This window comes from Herbaspirillum sp. RTI4, from assembly GCF_034313965.1.
In the GTDB taxonomy this organism is placed as follows: domain Bacteria; phylum Pseudomonadota; class Gammaproteobacteria; order Burkholderiales; family Burkholderiaceae_D; genus Herbaspirillum.
Window position 1 is genome coordinate 874,601 of the sequence record NZ_JAVIWQ010000002.1, and the last position, 13,202, is coordinate 887,802.

The 13,202-nt window shown below is 55.4% G+C and carries 11 protein-coding genes; 5 read left to right on the forward strand and 6 right to left on the reverse strand.

Features of this window, described 5'->3' with window-relative positions:
• Positions 1-94: 94 nt before the first annotated feature.
• The 5 genes from RGU70_RS04170 to RGU70_RS04190 all read left to right on the forward strand — a co-directional run bounded on the left by RGU70_RS04170 (position 95) and on the right by RGU70_RS04190 (position 6,667).
• Complete coding sequence (locus RGU70_RS04170; protein ID WP_416186476.1) at positions 95-2,968, forward strand: ribonucleoside-diphosphate reductase subunit alpha; 2,874 nt, start codon at positions 95-97, stop codon at positions 2,966-2,968.
• Positions 2,969-3,231: 263 nt separating this feature from the next.
• Positions 3,232-4,410, forward strand: coding sequence for a ribonucleotide-diphosphate reductase subunit beta (locus RGU70_RS04175; protein WP_322208142.1), 1,179 nt, complete (start codon positions 3,232-3,234; stop codon positions 4,408-4,410).
• 564 nt (positions 4,411-4,974) lie between these two features.
• A complete protein-coding gene (locus RGU70_RS04180) occupies positions 4,975-5,676 on the forward strand; it encodes a histone H1-like DNA-binding protein (RefSeq protein WP_322208143.1) in 702 nt (233 codons plus the stop codon).
• Between the two features lie 166 nt (positions 5,677-5,842).
• Positions 5,843-6,361 (forward strand): YggT family protein, encoded by a 519-nt coding sequence (locus RGU70_RS04185; protein ID WP_322210696.1) that lies wholly within the window; start codon positions 5,843-5,845, stop codon positions 6,359-6,361.
• Positions 6,362-6,364: 3 nt separating this feature from the next.
• Entirely contained in the window at positions 6,365-6,667 is a 303-nt protein-coding gene (locus tag RGU70_RS04190) for a DUF167 domain-containing protein (protein WP_322208144.1), read from the forward strand.
• Positions 6,668-6,747: 80 nt separating this feature from the next.
• Here RGU70_RS04190 and RGU70_RS04195 read toward each other — a convergent pair whose 3' ends face one another.
• From RGU70_RS04195 to RGU70_RS04220, 6 genes are all read right to left on the reverse strand, one after another.
• On the reverse strand, positions 6,748-7,305 hold the full coding sequence (locus RGU70_RS04195; RefSeq protein ID WP_322208145.1) for a peroxiredoxin: 558 nt from the start codon (positions 7,303-7,305) through the stop codon (positions 6,748-6,750).
• A gap of 116 nt (positions 7,306-7,421) precedes the next feature.
• Positions 7,422-8,357 carry a carbohydrate kinase family protein gene (locus RGU70_RS04200; protein WP_322208146.1) on the reverse strand — a complete coding sequence of 312 codons (936 nt, stop codon included), beginning with the start codon at positions 8,355-8,357 and terminating at the stop codon, positions 7,422-7,424.
• Between the two features lie 139 nt (positions 8,358-8,496).
• Positions 8,497-9,354 carry an alpha/beta hydrolase gene (locus RGU70_RS04205; protein WP_322208147.1) on the reverse strand — a complete coding sequence of 286 codons (858 nt, stop codon included), beginning with the start codon at positions 9,352-9,354 and terminating at the stop codon, positions 8,497-8,499.
• 1 nt (position 9,355) lies between these two features.
• Positions 9,356-10,147, reverse strand: a complete 792-nt coding sequence (locus tag RGU70_RS04210) for a TSUP family transporter (protein WP_322208148.1) — start codon at positions 10,145-10,147, stop codon at positions 9,356-9,358.
• A gap of 58 nt (positions 10,148-10,205) precedes the next feature.
• Positions 10,206-11,315: a hypothetical protein gene (locus RGU70_RS04215; RefSeq protein ID WP_322208149.1), complete on the reverse strand. Its 1,110-nt coding sequence runs from the start codon at positions 11,313-11,315 to the stop codon at positions 10,206-10,208.
• Between the two features lie 528 nt (positions 11,316-11,843).
• On the reverse strand, positions 11,844-13,187 hold the full coding sequence (locus RGU70_RS04220) for a DUF3426 domain-containing protein (RefSeq protein ID WP_322208150.1): 1,344 nt from the start codon (positions 13,185-13,187) through the stop codon (positions 11,844-11,846).
• Between the last annotated feature and the right edge of the window lie 15 nt (positions 13,188-13,202).

Genomic DNA, 13,202 nt, shown 5'->3' on the forward strand with positions numbered 1-13,202 from the left:
TCAGTCATCCATATCGGATGACTGGTTTTACAGCTCAGGAGGCTCAGTGCGCTCTACTCAAGAAATTTCCGGCCAATCAACAACTGATTTCGGCATGCTTTCTTCCACTTCAACTCAGGATGGCGGCCCTGCTTCGCTGGCAAAATCCGCGGCCACTCTGGCGGATTACCGCATCATTCGCCGTAATGGCTCGGTGGTGGGCTTTGAGCCTTCCAAAATTGCGATTGCCGTGACCAAAGCATTTCTGGCGGTCAATGGCGGGCAGGGTGCTGCTTCGGCCCGCGTGCGCGAAATGGTCGAGCAACTGACATCGAATGTCGTTTCTGCGCTGGTGCGCCGGCAGCCGAACGGCGGCACCTTCCATATAGAAGACATCCAGGATCAGGTGGAACTGTCGCTGATGCGCTCCGGTGAGCACGATGTGGCGCGCGCCTATGTTCTGTATCGCGCCAAACGGATGGAAGAGCGGGCGCAACATGCCGCCGCGGCCCCTGAATCTGCTGTGCCGCAATTGCATGTGATGGAAGATGGCAAGAGCCGTCCGCTGGATCTGGCCGAAGTACGCACGCTGATCAAGGCCGCATGTGTGGATCTGGAGCAACACGTTGACGCGGAAGCAATCCTGGCGGAAACCGTCAAGAATCTGTACGACGGTGTGCCGGTCGAGGAACTGCACAAGTCGGCCATTCTGGCCGCCCGCGCCCTGATGGAAAAAGACCCGGCCTACAGCCAGGTCACTGCACGTTTGCTGATGCACACCATCCGCAAGGAAGTGTTCGGCAAGGAAGTGGCGCAAGCCGATGCACCGGCCGAATACCTCGACTATTTCCCTAAATACATCAAGAAGGGGATCGAAGCCGATCTGCTCGATCCTAAGCTGGCGCAGTACGATCTGGCGTTGCTGGCCAATGCCATCAAGCCCGAACGCGACCTGCAATTCGGTTATCTCGGTCTGCAAACGCTGTATGACCGTTACTTCCTGCACATCCGCGACGTTCGCATCGAAATGCCGCAAGCCTTTTACATGCGCGTGGCGATGGGTCTGGCACTGAGCGAAGTCGATCGCGAAGCGCGCACTATCGAGTTCTACAACCTGCTGTCTTCGTTCGACTTCATGAGCTCGACGCCGACGCTGTTCAACTCCGGCACGCTGCGTTCGCAATTGTCGTCCTGCTACCTGACCACGGTGGCTGACGATCTGGAAGGCATCTACGACGCCATCAAGGAAAATGCCTTGCTGGCAAAGTATGCCGGCGGTCTGGGCAACGATTGGACGCCAGTGCGTTCGCTGGGTGCGCACATCAAGGGTACCAACGGCAAATCGCAAGGCGTGGTGCCTTTCCTGAAGGTGGTCAATGACACTGCCGTGGCAGTCAATCAGGGCGGCAAGCGCAAGGGGGCAGTCTGCGCCTATCTGGAAACCTGGCACATGGACATCGAGGAATTCCTCGACCTGCGCAAAAACACCGGCGACGATCGCCGCCGCACGCATGACATGAACACCGCTAACTGGATTCCTGACCTGTTCATGAAGCGCGTCATGGAAAAAGGCCAATGGACACTGTTCTCGCCTTCCGATACGCCAGACCTGCACGACAAGTTCGGCAAGGCGTTTGAAGAAGCCTATGTCGGCTACGAAGCCAAAGCAGCGCGCGGTGAGTTGCGCCTGTTCAAGACGATCCAGGCCAATGATCTGTGGCGCAAGATGCTGTCGATGCTGTTCGAAACCGGTCATCCTTGGATCACATTCAAAGACCCTTGCAACATCCGTTCGCCACAGCAACACGTCGGCGTCGTGCATAGCTCGAACCTGTGTACCGAGATCACGCTCAACACCAATGCTTCTGAAATCGCGGTCTGCAATCTGGGCTCGGTGAATTTGCCAGCGCACATGCTCGACGGTGAAATCGACCACGTCAAACTGCAAAGAACCATCCGCACCGCCATGCGCATGCTGGATAACGTGATCGACATCAACTATTACGCCGTCAAGAAAGCACGCGATTCCAACCTGCGTCATCGTCCGGTCGGTCTGGGCATCATGGGTTTTCAGGATTGCCTGCACATGAAGCGCACGCCTTACGCCTCGAAAGATGCGGTCGAATTCGCGGATCGTTCGATGGAAGCCGTCTGCTATTACGCTTATCTGGCCTCGACCGAACTGGCTGAAGAGCGCGGTCGTTACAGCTCGTATCCCGGCTCGCTGTGGGATCGTGGCATCCTGCCGCAAGACTCGCTCAAGCTGCTGGCCGAAGAACGCGGTGGCTATCTGGAAACAGATTCCTCCGAAACCATGGACTGGACGCTGGTCCGCAGCCGTATCCGTGATTTCGGTATGCGCAATTCGAATTGCGTGGCGATTGCACCGACAGCAACGATTTCCAATATCATCGGCGTCTCGGCCTGTATCGAACCGACGTATCAGAACCTGTACGTCAAGTCCAATCTGTCCGGCGAATTCACGGAAATCAATGCCTATTTGGTGCGTGACCTGAAGGCGCGCGGCTTGTGGGATGAAGTCATGATCTCCGATCTCAAGTATTTCGACGGCACGCTGGCCAAGATTGATCGCGTCCCGCAAGATCTGCGTGAAATCTACGCCACGGCGTTCGAAGTGCAGCCGTCATGGATCGTTGAAGCCGCTGCGCGTCGCCAGAAATGGATCGATCAGGCACAGTCGCTCAATATTTACATGGCTGGCGCTTCCGGCAAGAAGCTCGACGAAACTTACAAGCTGGCATGGTTGCGTGGCCTGAAGACGACTTACTATCTGCGCACCATGGGCGCCACCCATACGGAAAAATCGACTTCCAAAACCGGCGCGTTGAACGCGGTCGGTGTCGATGGCTCCGGCGGCGGCAACGTGATGACATCGGCACCAGTGGCTGACGACATCGAGCTGGATGGCCCGGCCTGCGTGCTGCGCCCTGGTGACGCTGGTTTCGAGGAATGCGAAGCCTGCCAATAAGCTGTTCGCTGCAAGGGAAGCTCTGATGAAGCAATTGCGTGGCGCTTATCCGAGTTTCCATCGCAGAGCTTCCGCTGCCGAGCTTCGACTGATTTATTCAAGCGATCGTTACGGTGTCAGGAACGATCGTGAAATGCCGGCAGGCAAGGGTGTGCAAGTGGCGCACTTTTTGTTTTGCCCTCTAGTCCTACTGTTATTGATAAGACGCATTGCTGCCAGCGTTGAACGCTGCGCCACGCTTTGCTACCGCTAAGGAATTAAATATGCTCTCTTGGGATGAAGAAATCGCTACGACCCCCGCCGCTCATGTATCGCCGCCGGAGTCGCCATTGCAGGCGCCGCGCCAGCAAGCCGCACCGCAGTTTTCCGATGTTGCCCTGAATCCGACGCTGGTCACTAAAGACGAACCGGCACCGGATGTCACGCGTCGCGTCAATGCGGCCGACAAGCGCATCATCAACGGCCACACTGACGTCAATCAATTGGTGCCGTTCAAATACAAATGGGCCTGGGATAAATATCTGGCCGGTTGCGCGAATCACTGGATGCCGCAGGAAATCAACATGCAGCGCGATATCGAGCTGTGGAAAAATCCAAACGGTCTGACCGACGACGAGCGTCGCCTGGTCAAACGCAATCTGGGTTTCTTCGTGACTGCCGATTCATTGGCGGCGAACAACATTGTGCTTGGCACTTATCGCCACATCACTGCGCCGGAATGCCGCCAGTATTTGTTGCGTCAGGCGTTTGAAGAAGCGATCCACACGCATGCGTATCAGTACATCGTCGAATCGCTTGGTTTGGATGAAGCGGAAATCTTCAACGCGTATCACGAAGTCAAATCGATCCGCGACAAGGATGAGTTCCTGATCCCGTTCATCAATACGCTGACCGATCCTCAATTCACCACTGGTACCACTGAGAATGATCAGAAATTACTGAAGTCGCTGATCGTGTTTGCCTGCATCATGGAAGGCTTGTTCTTCTACGTTGGCTTCACGCAAATTCTGGCGCTGGGACGGCAAAATAAAATGATGGGCGCGGCTGAACAGTATCAATATATCTTGCGCGACGAGTCGATGCATTGCAACTTCGGTATCGATTTGATCAACACGATCAAGATGGAAAATCCGCATTTGTGGACGCCGGAATTCAGAGATGAAATTAAATCGTTGTTTTTCAGCGCGGTAGAGTTGGAATATCGCTACGCAGAGGATACAATGCCGCGAGGAGTGCTAGGTTTGAATGCACCGATGTTCAAAGGTTACTTGCGATTCATTGCAAACCGGAGAGCGCAGCAAATTGGTCTGGACCCGTTATTCGCACAAGAAGAAAATCCATTTCCCTGGATGAGTGAAATGATCGATTTGAAGAAGGAGCGCAACTTCTTTGAAACCCGTGTCATTGAATATCAAACAGGGGGCGCATTGAACTGGGAATAACCGGATGATCTGATGAAGCTTGAAGCCGCAGCTTCATCAGAGTTTTCAAAATGGTTCTGCAACGGTTCTACAACGGTTCTACAAAATTGACGCCGATCTTAACGCAACATCAAGATCGGCAAGCACGGCGCCGGCTAGCTTGCAAGATAGCCGGAGTGCAAGAACTGACGAGGCAAACGCCCTATTAATGAACAGTAGAAGACCCCTCATATCCCGCCTGCTATTGCCGCTTATCCCGATGTCATCGGTCAAGGCGGCTTTTCCTTTGCTGGGTTTGATAATCTTTGAAAAAGCTATTCCAGCGCTGGCGTAATTGCCGGCGTTTTTTTTGACCGCGTTCGGAGAAACTCCACCGTCGCTCGCATTGTGAAGCGGGACGGGAGCGCGGTTGATCAGGCTGAAGTGCTGCATAGTTGAGGGAATGCAGCAGTTCGGCTGGTGCCAAATTCATTAGCGCAAGCAAGCATTGCGTGCGCCGATGAATAATCCGCCTGCGTCATCGCGATGGTTCAGGCGGGTTTCCAATCAAGCTTGATTTTTTCCATCATATGAAGGAGAAACAAAATGGCAACAGCAGCAAAAAAAACCGCCGCGAAGAAACCCGTCGCCGCCAAGAAAGTAGTCGCAGCGAAAAAGCCAGCGGCTAAAAAAGTAGCAGCACCTAAGGTCGCCGCGAAGGCAGCACCAAAGGCCGCAGCGAAAAAAGTCGTCGCCAAGGCAGCAGCAAAGCCCGTAGCGAAAAAAGCAGCAGCGCCTAAAAAAGTCGTTGCCGCTAAAAAGCCAGTAGCGAAAAAAGCAGTCGCAGCGAAAAAACCTGTTGCTAAAAAAGTAGTGGCGAAGAAAGTCGTCGCTGCCAAAAAGCCAGTGGCCAAGAAAGCTGTCGCCGCTAAAAAGCCAGTCGCCAAGAAAGTTGTCGCTGCTAAAAAGCCGGTAGCCAAGAAAGCAGCAGCGCCTAAAAAAGCCGTTGCCGCTAAAAAGCCAGTAGCGAAGAAGGCCGTTGCGGTTGCAAAGCCAGCAGCGAAAAAAGCAGTAGCAAAGCCAGCAGCGAAGAAACCTGTTGCCAAGGTTGCCGCGAAGCCAGCAGCAAAGCCAGCAGTCAAGGCGGTAGCAAAGCCAGCGGTCAAGGCAGTAGCAAAGCCGGCAGCAAAGAAAGCAGTCGCAAAAAAAGCGGTTGCCGCCAAGCCAGTCGCCATTGCTCCTGCAGTAAAAACCGTGTTGAATCCGGCAGCAGCATGGCCGTTTCCGACAGGCACTACCCGTCCATAATATCGGATGAGTGCTGCCCGGATTTTTCGGGCGCTAAACCCGCTGTCTGGCGTAGGTCAGACAGCGGGTTTTTTACAAGGCGCGCCATTCGAACGGACCGCTGGCTTACCCTATTGAGCCAGACTTAACTTGATGGAGATATGCCGTGTTGTATAGCATTTTTATGATGATCGTCGATACCATTGCCAGCATTCTGACCGGCGCCTTGTTGCTGCGTTTCTGGACGCAAGTCGTCCGCGTGCGCCCTCCGGCGTCCCTGGCCCAATTCATTTTTCATGTCACCGACTGGCTGGTCAAACCACTCAGGCGCGTGACGCCTTCTTCCGGCGGATACGACTGGGCCAGCCTGATTGGCGCTTATCTCGTGATTGTGCTGTCGACCGTGGCAGGATTAGTCGTGGTAGGTCTGGCCTGGGAACCGATCTTGCTGCTCTCCGTATTGCGCTTTGTACAGTGGATTTTCTATGGTTTCATGGCGACGCTGATCGTGGAAGCCATCTTCAGCTGGGTCAATCCCCACGCCCCTCTGGCACCCTACGTCGGTGCATTGAATGAGCCACTGCTGCGCCCTTTGCGCCGTGTGATTCCGCTGTTCGGTAATGTCGATTTGTCGCCGCTGGCGGCGCTGATCCTGTTGCAGATCGGTCTGAAGCTAATCAGCGCGCTGTTGATCTCCTTCCCGTAAGCGATGACTTACGCCTGGTGCCAGGCATCAGGGGAGGGCGTTCGCCTGACCTTGAGGATTGCGCCGAACGCCAAGAAAAGCGAAGTGATCGGCGAGTTCGATACGGCGCTGAAAATCCGGCTGCATGCGCCGCCAGTGGACGGCAAGGCCAATGAGGCCCTGATACGCTTTATCGCCGAACGTCTGGACCTGCCGCGCAGCGCGGTGGTGTTGCTGCACGGGATGACATCCAAACAGAAAGTGCTCGCCATCCACGGCACCGGTCTGGATGCGGAAGCGGTCGGCAAACGTCTGCTCGGCGTTTGATCCGACCGCGCTTCGACTGCCTTCCTCCGGCTACCTTCTCTGGCGAGACAGCAAGCCTGCCAGCACTGCCTTATGTATCCTCAGCGGGTCTTCGCTTTCCACTGCTCCAGCGCCTTCATGGTGTTGGCAACGTGCTGGTCAGGATTGAGGCTACTGTATTCGTAGATGACCTTATGGTCGGGCGTGATGACGTAAGAAACCCGGCTGGCATGACTAGGCATGAGCAGCATTGCCGCATCGTAAGCTTTGATGATTTTTTTATCGGTGTCGGCGGCCACGGCAAATTTGCTGCGGCATTCGCTGAGCGAAAACCGGTTCAGTGTGTCGATATCATCGTTCGACACGCCAATTACAGTCGCCCCCAACTCCTTGTAACGATCAATCGCATCGGCGAACAGATGGGCTTCAATCGTGCAGCCGCTGGTAAATGCCGCCGGGAAAAAATACAGGACGACCGGCCCCTTTTTGAGCGTCGCGTCTAGTGAAAAGGACGTTACCTGTCCGCCCATTGATGCCTGAGTGGTAAAGTCCGGCGCGGTGTCGCCCGGTTTAAGCACTGCTAGTGCAGTCGTTGGCAGTGCGCTCAGCGCCAGAAACAGGGCCGCTACAGCGGGAAGGGTGGCAAGGTAAGGTCGCATGAGTTTTCCTTTGCGTCGCTGGTGCGGATGGTTCCACGTTAGCCAGAGGCACGAGGCAACTATCATCGCACAACACGGGCGGCCTTGTTTGGCCGCCCGGTTATGCCGACCGGGCGTTAGCGGTAACGATATCCGAACGCGCTGAAGAAACGATCTTCGATCTCTGCCAGGCTAGGGGCATGGTTTTGCGGGCCTTGCTGCGCGATCTTGATCGAACCCATCAGGCTGGACAAACGACCGATAGTGGCCCAGTCCATGTCATTACTCAGACCGAACAGCATGCCGGCGCGGAATGCGTCGCCGCAGCCGGTAGGGTCGGCAATGGTGTCGGCTTCGACGCAAGGGATCACGATCTTCTCGCCGCCAGTGAAAATTTCGGCACCGAGTTCGCCACGGGTGACGACCAGCGCCTGAACCCGTTCTGCGATCTGCGACAAGCTCAGGCCGGTGCGATTGGTCAGCAATTCGGCTTCGTAATCATTGACGGCCACATAAGTAGCCAGCTCGATGAAATGCTTGAGTTCCTCGCCATTGAACATGGGCAAACCTTGGCCCGGATCGAAAATCAGCGGAATACCCAGGCCGATGGCCTGCTCCGAATGTTCCAGCATGCCGTCGCGACCGTCGGGGGCGACGATGGCGAGCTTGACGCTGCCGGCGTCGGCCACTTGATTCTGGTGCGAAAAGCTCATTGCTCCCGGATGGAAGGCGGTAATTTGATTGCTGTCGGCGTCGGTTGTGATGAAGCACTGCCCGGTAAAGGCGGTATCGATCACACGGATGCATTCGCTGCTGATGTTGAGCTGACGCAGGTGGTCCAGATACGGCGCGCTGTCTTGTCCGACGGTGGCCATGATGAGCGGCTCGCCGCCTAACAGTTTCAGGTTGTAGGCGATATTGCCGGCGCAGCCGCCGAATTCGCGGCGCATGGTCGGCACCAGAAAGGAGACGTTGACCTTGTGCAGCTGATCGGGCAGCAGCGATTCGGAAAAGCGTCCGTCGAACTGCATGATGTTGTCGTAAGCCAGGGAACCGCAAATAAGAGAGCGCATAGTCAGTAGGTAAGTAGATAAATAGTGGGGAAGAGCTTGCCAGGCCGTGTTGATCCGAGCCACATCTTAGCAGGGAGTCCTGGTAAGAGTACGAAGGAATGAGTACGAAGGATTCAGGCAGGGGCTTTGAACGCAGAGCTTAGCTACGGATGAACGCTGCAACTTTCTGGGTCAGACGATCTGCCGCTATGGGGTTGGCGCGAAGCCAGGAGGAGATGCCGTGATCACAATCGGGCAGGGTTAGCACCTCAAGATGGGGGGCGGGGATCGCGGCTTTAATGCAATCAATGACTTCCCTGGGGATGGCGCTATATTGTTTGACGCCATCAATCAGGACAACCCCGGCGGAGGTGCCATCGACACCACCATAGTCTGTGGAACGCAGTCCATCGTATTGCCCGATAACGAGCATCAGCTTGCCCTTGAACTGACGAAGAAATTCAAAGGCATCTGTCCGCAAAAATCCGTTTGGAACGGAAATGGCGCGTTTAAACGCTCCGCCAAAGAGAGGCCCGTAAGCCAGATCGCCATAAACGGCCGGGCAAAACAGCACCAGTTTGTCTATCCGTTCCGGGTGCGCTGCTGCGAGTTTGAGTGCCAGCGCGCCGCCGAGGCTGTGACCCATGACCGTACAGGAGCCGTCCTTGAGTCGCCCGAAAAAGCGATCCGACTCTTTCAGGTTGTTCCGCAGTGAGGTTTGAGAAAGCGCCACATTGGAAGCTGCACTATGCCCGGATAGATTGAACCCCAGCGTGGAGATACCTTGTTTTTGCAGGCCATACATCAGCACATTGAGTTTTGTGTAGTCCGACCGGGCGCCGTGGATCGTGAGCACTGACGGCCAGCATTGGTCCTGCGAAAACAGAACCCGTCCTTCAAGCTGATAAGTACCGAAATCCTCGACAAAATAGCTCGCCGGACCAGGTGGTGTTTCGGAAAACATCCACTGATCGGAGACCGAGGATTCAGACAAAATCGACACAGGGAAGGACGTCATATCAACTCCAATGCATCAAGGCATGTCTTAAGGGATTGTCGGGGTTCAGCAGCAACTTCCCGGCCATCAGGCAACAAATAGCAATGAGGATAGGCTTGATCAGGCGAGAGCCGAACCTGACTGCGCAACGCGCACCTAACTGTGCGCCAAGGAAGGCCCCTGCCGCCATTGATAATGCGACGGGAAGAATGATGGCACCCTTCCAGGCGAAAACAATGAGTGCGCCGATGTTGCTGGAGGCATTCGCCAACTTGGTGAAGGACATGGCACGCAGTATGCCTTGCCCAAGCAAGAGTACAAACGAGACCATGAAAAACGACCCCACTCCCGGGCCGAATACGCCATCGTAGAAGCCGATCGTGGGCGCAATGGTCAATGAATACAAGAACGGAGATATTTTTGCCCGGCTTTCGTTATCGCTGAGTTTCGGCGCCAGTAAAAAATAGATCGCGACTGAAATCAGCAAGAGGGGGACAACGGCTTCCAGGGCAGACCTGGGAAGAATGCTGACGGACAAAGCCCCCGCGCTGCCGCCAAGCATGGCCATGAGCGCGATTGGCATACCCGAGCGCCATTCAATCATCCCTTTGCGCCAGAAGGCGACGGTCGCCGACACCGTTGCGGATGCCGCTTGAAGTTTGTTGGTGGCGATGGCCGCTACCGGATCAATGCCGGCAAGAAACAGCGCGGGTAAGGTGATCAGACCGCCGCCACCCGCTATGGCATCGATAAAACCGGCAAGTGTCGCTACTGCGGCTAAGGCGGCCATCGTTTCAAAAGTTATTTCGAGCAAAGTACGTTCCGTTCAATGATCGGGGAAGAAAAATTAGGCTGTTCAAGACGAAATTGCACTATCCCTGCATGAGAAGTGGATCTTCAGAAAGGATAATTCCCTCGGCGTCACGCGAGTATCCAAACAGACGCACCAGTAGCCGCCGATTGTCTTTGATTTCATCGCGACAATGTAAGGCTCTGCAATTATTGATGACGATGGCGTTACTTGGCTGGGGCGCGTATTGCACCATCTTGCTCTGCTCAATTTCGTTATTGAGACATTGAAAAGCGGACTTGACAGACAAGGGCGCATCTTCGTTCACACAGAAGCGATAGGCGTTATATCGAATGGCGAATGCGCCTTGGTCATCGATATCGAGAATGGAAACGTCGCGACCGTCTTCGCCCTTACCAGAAACAAAGGAATCACTCCGGCTAAACTTGAAAACCTTCGCGGTAAGTGCGAGCGCATTGTGCGAGCCGATTTTAGCGATGATGTCATGCATCGGAATGACGGTCGTTGGCTCGCACTGCGGATTCCAGCGCGCGGTTAAGATAAGCGACGAAGGGGCCGGGGAGTGAGAGCCAGAATATTTTACGGAACAGTAATAAGGTGCTTCGGTGTGCGCTCCGAGGGCCAGGCCGGAATGGGAACTGAGTTCGGCCGCGCCGGACGTGTACTCGCCCGCGAGTTTTGTTTTCCCACCCCCCTTGAAGTTTCCAACAAGTCTTACTAACTGCCCGTTATTGTCCAGGTCATAGGCGAATGCGCTGTGGCTCACCATCTGTAACAGAATCTGACTGCGCGATGCTAGTCGCCGGCAATGGAAATCATTTTCAAGTTCACTTAATTCCGGTAACTCCACCAGCGGCGCATCGGAAGTTCCGGGGTCATGCAGGCCCTCGAAAATTAACAGGGATAGTTCCCCGTTTGCAAATCGGCGAGTAGCGCTGAATTGTTGTTCCGTGAATGTCATCGCAATGGCAGTGGCATAGTACGCTGCCTTAGTCTTTGCACCTTGGACTTGCGGCCCACCCAGCCGGGCTATGTCAATGGCGGCGGACTCTAATTCGTTGGCCTGGATTTCGTCAAATGTGAAAATGTTGACCTCAGAATGCTGCAATAAGGGTTTCACTGCCGACATACTGATTTGGTCTGATGCCATGAGGCCAGAGGAAGAGTTCATCGCTTAATCCACCTAACAATAGAGAGATGTGGCTGACCAGTGCAGTCAGACAACCGTCTGATTCATCGGGCAGAGTTCGAGCGCTATCTTTATGCATGGCAAGATAACTGTGAATCTGACTAGAACTAGCTCATTGAGAAAAGTTGTCACGGTAGCCCGGTATCACAGCAGGTGCTGGCACACGCTCGATGTGGTCGGCAAACCTATTAATCGGACATGAACGCATCGCCCGTTGATGGTCAGAAGCTGGTGACGCTGAGTCAGTTGTTTGATTGGCGTAAGTTGAACGTACAGGCGCATTGACGACGGTGAGCGGGGCGAGCGCCGTGCCGGGAGTAAATTGGCGACAGCCATTGGTTGGCGGTTCAAATGCAGCGGCTATTCGACAAGAAAGCCAGGCAGAGCAAGATATTGCGGGGGAGGGGCAAAGCAGGGATGTCGTACTGCCATTTCACCGCGCAGCAGAGCGATTAACACTTCTTTAAGATGGCCTTTGTTCTGCCCCTGTTTTGACAGCGTGAGTGAACATCACTTGGGGTAAAACAAATAGACTGCGTAGCCAGACGCCGTGACCTGATCGAGCGCATACGACAATTTTATTGGCTGCTCGCTGCCGGCCGGCATGGCTTTGAGGCTGCGCAATGCGGGTGGCAGATAGTCGTTCGGTGCGAATACGCGGCGCACGATGGCTTGTTCTTCGTCATTCTTCAGCGTCAGTTCGATGTGCGGCCAGGCCTGCGGTGTTTTGGCGCGGTTACGCAGCAACAAGCTCAGCGTATAGGTATTTTCATCTGGCGCTGTCGCGAGCAATTCATTCGATTCCAGAGATAACTCACGAATGTCGCTGGGCAGCCCCATGGTGCAGTGAAGGCGGGCGCAGATTTTTTCCAGGACAGGCGCCGTAGCCGGTAGCGCTGTGGCAACGTCATTGCGCCAGTAATACAGCGATTGCCCGGCAACTCCGGCTATCAGCAGCAAATACAGGCTGAAAAAGACAGCACGGCGCACACCGCGCCACCGCTTTTGGCGTCTTGCCTGCAGCAAGAACGCCGGAGTCTCTTGCTCTGCCTCGGCTTTTCCCGATGCATCATGCGAAGAATACGAAGACGATTCTTCTTCATCCGACGACAGATTGGCCGCGTTCAGGCCGAGTTCGGCCAAAGCCGCTTGCATGTGTACCGCCGCGTCAGCCGCCTGACTCGAAAATTCGGGCCAGGGATCGCTGTCGGCGGCGTTGTCTTTACTGTTGTCCGCAGCGGTCGGTAGCGAGGAAGTTTGCTGTTCTGGCGGTGGGGTAGATGCTTCCTGCGCCGGAGTAGAAAGAGGGCTTTCTGATTCGGCGGGCAGTCCGGCGTGAGGGGCGACCTGAGGTGGGGCCTGAAGTGCGGCTTGAAGCGCGGCCTGTGCAGGGGCTTCTTCAGACGTGGCTTGCTCAGGGCTGGTCTGCACCGGTTCTGCCATCGGTGCGATTTCTTCCAGCGGCGGTGTCGGAGCTTCAAAAGCCGGCGCTGGGTTCGCCTCGGGATCATCGCCAAAGTCGATGTCGAGAGGCGGCAGGGTGTTGGGAACCGTCGGTTCCGGCAGCGCGGGTTCCTGTTCTGCGGCGCTGAGAGCCGATGCCTGTTCAATGGCGATGAGCGAGAGTACCGGCGATGCGGCATCTGGCGTATCGGACGTATCGGACGTATCGGACACAACGGACGCCTCGGTCTCCGGCGCAGCGGGTTCCGCTGTCTCCGGCATTAAATGCTCAATGCCGTTGAACACCTGTTTGCAGGAGCCGCAACGCACCAGTCCGTCGCGCAGTTTCAATTGATCGGCGACGACGCGGAACGTGGTCAGGCAATAGGGGCAGCGAGAGGCGAGGGACACGAGCGGCTAGGGGGC

Bases quoted from the DNA above. Each gene is read 5' to 3' on its own strand.
- RGU70_RS04215 (WP_322208149.1), bottom strand. From the start codon at position 11,315: ATGAACTCTTCCTCTGGCCTCATGGCATCAGACCAAATCAGTATGTCG.
- RGU70_RS04175 (WP_322208142.1), top strand. From the start codon at position 3,232: ATGCTCTCTTGGGATGAAGAAATCGCTACGACCCCCGCCGCTCATGTA.
- RGU70_RS04195 (WP_322208145.1), bottom strand. From the start codon at position 7,305: ATGCGACCTTACCTTGCCACCCTTCCCGCTGTAGCGGCCCTGTTTCTG.
- RGU70_RS04180 (WP_322208143.1), top strand. From the start codon at position 4,975: ATGGCAACAGCAGCAAAAAAAACCGCCGCGAAGAAACCCGTCGCCGCC.
- RGU70_RS04205 (WP_322208147.1), bottom strand. From the start codon at position 9,354: ATGACGTCCTTCCCTGTGTCGATTTTGTCTGAATCCTCGGTCTCCGAT.
- RGU70_RS04170 (WP_416186476.1), top strand. From the start codon at position 95: ATGCTTTCTTCCACTTCAACTCAGGATGGCGGCCCTGCTTCGCTGGCA.
- RGU70_RS04190 (WP_322208144.1), top strand. From the start codon at position 6,365: ATGACTTACGCCTGGTGCCAGGCATCAGGGGAGGGCGTTCGCCTGACC.
- RGU70_RS04200 (WP_322208146.1), bottom strand. From the start codon at position 8,357: ATGCGCTCTCTTATTTGCGGTTCCCTGGCTTACGACAACATCATGCAG.
- RGU70_RS04185 (WP_322210696.1), top strand. From the start codon at position 5,843: ATGATCGTCGATACCATTGCCAGCATTCTGACCGGCGCCTTGTTGCTG.